The sequence below is a fragment of the Methanobrevibacter sp. 87.7 genome, assembly GCF_002208625.1.
Classification (GTDB): domain Archaea; phylum Methanobacteriota; class Methanobacteria; order Methanobacteriales; family Methanobacteriaceae; genus Methanarmilla.
Window position 1 is genome coordinate 1 of the sequence record NZ_MRCT01000213.1, and the last position, 2,550, is coordinate 2,550.

Here is a 2,550-nt window from a genome sequence, read left to right on the forward strand (position 1 = left end):
AAATATAGTTAATATTATAAATGATAATTAACTAATTAATATTTATATTGTAAATAATATATGTTTACATTATACTAATTTAAGATGATTTTTAATTGTCTATTTTGGTTTTAATTTATTTATAATATTTTAAACATTTTAAATAAGATTTTTATTCTTATTTATAGTATGAATTATTCTAAAATCTAGTTTTTAGGTAATTTATTATTTAATAATTGATGTAGATTTATATTTGCATCTATAGTGAAGTGAAATTCATGCTTATAAAAGTGAGAAGAGATACTTTAATGATATTATTATTAGCATTTCTACTTATTCTCTCTGGAAGAGTATTAACTTATGTAGCATATGCTTCAACTATACAACAAGAACAAGGTATCCCTATTACCGGAGTTCAAATTAAAGGAAATGATGTAATTCCTTTAGAAACAATTAAAGATAATGTTGCAAGTTCTGGTTTAAGGGAAGGAAGTTATATTGATGGAAGTATGTTACATACTACAAAAAGAACACTACCTCTTTCAGAGGCTGTGGCCGATGCTAAGACGTATGCTAAAAGTTCTACTATTCCAGGTACAACAGCACAACCTATTACTGCAGTTGATATTAAAATAGATAATCAAACAGGTATTGTAACTGTTACTGTAGTAGAAGACTTCTCTAGAGTAAATTTAGGCTCTAATTTAACTAGTAATTATAATTCAAGTAAATAGGTGGGATAAAGTGAAAAGGTCAAGGATTATATTTATATTATTATGTCTTGCTATTGCTTTAGTTTCTGCTAGTGCTGTATCTGCTACTTGTAACTGTATTATTATTAGTGATCCTTCTGGTAATGATCCTAATGGTGCAGCTGCAGGAAGTTTATCTTTTGAAGAAAACATGTTTCAATCTACCTTTGTAATGTCAACTAAACACCAATATGCTGTACTTTCTGGTGGTGAAAGTGAAGATGATAGTTTAAGGTTGAAAATGGTATGTGAATCATTAGCAAATATTGAAAATGGAGGTAGTGCATCTTCAGCTGCATCTGTTGCTAGTTCCTACTCTGGAATGAGGGCAATTGTTGGTGGTCCAAAAGTTGGTATGGCTGTAGGTGGTTCTTTTGATGCTTATGTTATTGTAGAACAAGATAATGGATCTTACACTGTAACTCCATATTCTAGTGGTTTAGCTTATATCCCTCCAGGTAAAAAAGGAGCTATTATTCACTTAAGAGATAGTCCCGGTGCTGGAGGAGGAGCAGCTGCAAACAGAAAAGCAATTGCAACTGAAATTGCTAAAGAATTAAGAGATGGATATTCTGCAACTCATATTATGGGTTCTGTTTTCAGAATGGTATCTACTCAAACTGGTGAAGTTTATGGTGGAGGTGCAGATAATTTATTCTGTGGTATTACTACTGGAGATATGTTTACACCATCTGAATTAAATGAGAAAGGTTACGATATGAGTCAACCTTATGCTAAGGTTTGTGAAAGCTGTGGATGGTCTGTTGCTTATCCTAAAGCAGATAGTTATCAAGTATGTCCATATGATGGAACTAAGCTTAAAGTAGAATATGCATATGATGCTCTAGAACAAGCGATTACAGTTAGTGATTCTAATGCTAATGTTTACACCTATGGTTCTGATGAACAAGGTTTATCTGAAACTACTAAGGAAGTTGTTCAATATGCTGTTCAAAAGAATGGTTATAGTTCTACTAAGATTGCAGAAGCAATTAATAAAAACATTAACAACGGAATTATTGTAGGTGTTAATCATGTTGAAGCTAAAGATATAAATGTTAATAAAAATGCTAAATCTGTTGGTGTTTATTATACTGCATTACCAGATGGTAGAACATCACCACCATGGGATTTACCTGTAAATACATTTTTACTTAATATTCTTGGTGCTATTCAAACAGTAATTGGTATTGCTATAATAATATTAGTAGTATTCAGAGGAAGACTTCTTAAATCTTTCCAATCTAAGAGAAAATAATTTTTTTCTTTTATTTATCTTTTAAGAAGGGATTACATGGCTTTAATATTAATAAGGGGCGAAAATAATTTAAAAATTCTAAATGCTATATCTGATGTTGAAAAACATGCTGAATTACATTTAACATCAAAACCAAAAGCTTTAGATTCAAAAAAAGCAGATGATATTGTTTCAAACATTTTAAATGCTAAGATTAATAATACATCAAATGTAGCTACAATTTTCTCAATTAAAGAAAATCCTACTGTAGCTATATCTAAAATTAGAGGTATTCATCCTCCAGCACATATAGTTGTTGTAAGTGATGAATATGATGTTTATGATGATCTTGTAAAAGTTATGTATGAATCAAAATATTTTGAAGGATATTATTCTGCTAAACCAAAAAACACTAAAACAATAGATTATAAAAAAGTAAAATCTAAACCTTATGAATAGTTTTACTTTTTTATTTAATTTTTAAATTTTTTTTTACTTATTTTTTATTTTTAGTTATTTTTTTTGTTTTTATTTGATTCTTATCGTTTTTTATTGGATTTTTAGTTATTTTTTTTGTTTTTA

3 protein-coding genes are annotated in these 2,550 nt (G+C 28.7%); all 3 read left to right on the forward strand.

Features of this window, described 5'->3' with window-relative positions; all coding sequences use genetic code 11:
• The first annotated feature begins 257 nt into the window (after window positions 1-257).
• From BGI41_RS07725 to BGI41_RS07735, 3 genes are read left to right on the forward strand one after another with little or no spacing between them, the layout of a single operon-like run.
• Window positions 258-713 (forward strand): hypothetical protein, encoded by a 456-nt coding sequence (locus BGI41_RS07725; protein WP_088540121.1) that lies wholly within the window; start codon window positions 258-260, stop codon window positions 711-713.
• A 10-nt stretch (window positions 714-723) separates the two neighbouring features.
• Window positions 724-1,989 carry a hypothetical protein gene (locus BGI41_RS07730; protein ID WP_088540122.1) on the forward strand — a complete coding sequence of 422 codons (1,266 nt, stop codon included), beginning with the start codon at window positions 724-726 and terminating at the stop codon, window positions 1,987-1,989.
• A 36-nt stretch (window positions 1,990-2,025) separates the two neighbouring features.
• The gene (locus BGI41_RS07735) at window positions 2,026-2,427 is read left to right on the forward strand and encodes a DUF356 domain-containing protein (protein ID WP_088540123.1); all 402 of its coding nucleotides are present in this window, start codon (window positions 2,026-2,028) and stop codon (window positions 2,425-2,427) included.
• Window positions 2,428-2,550: the final 123 nt, after the last annotated feature.

What these genes read in the sequence shown, in the direction of transcription:
- BGI41_RS07725 (WP_088540121.1), top strand. Translation starts at nt 258, where the DNA reads ATGCTTATAAAAGTGAGAAGAGATACTTTAATGATATTATTATTAGCA.
- BGI41_RS07735 (WP_088540123.1), top strand. Translation starts at nt 2,026, where the DNA reads ATGGCTTTAATATTAATAAGGGGCGAAAATAATTTAAAAATTCTAAAT.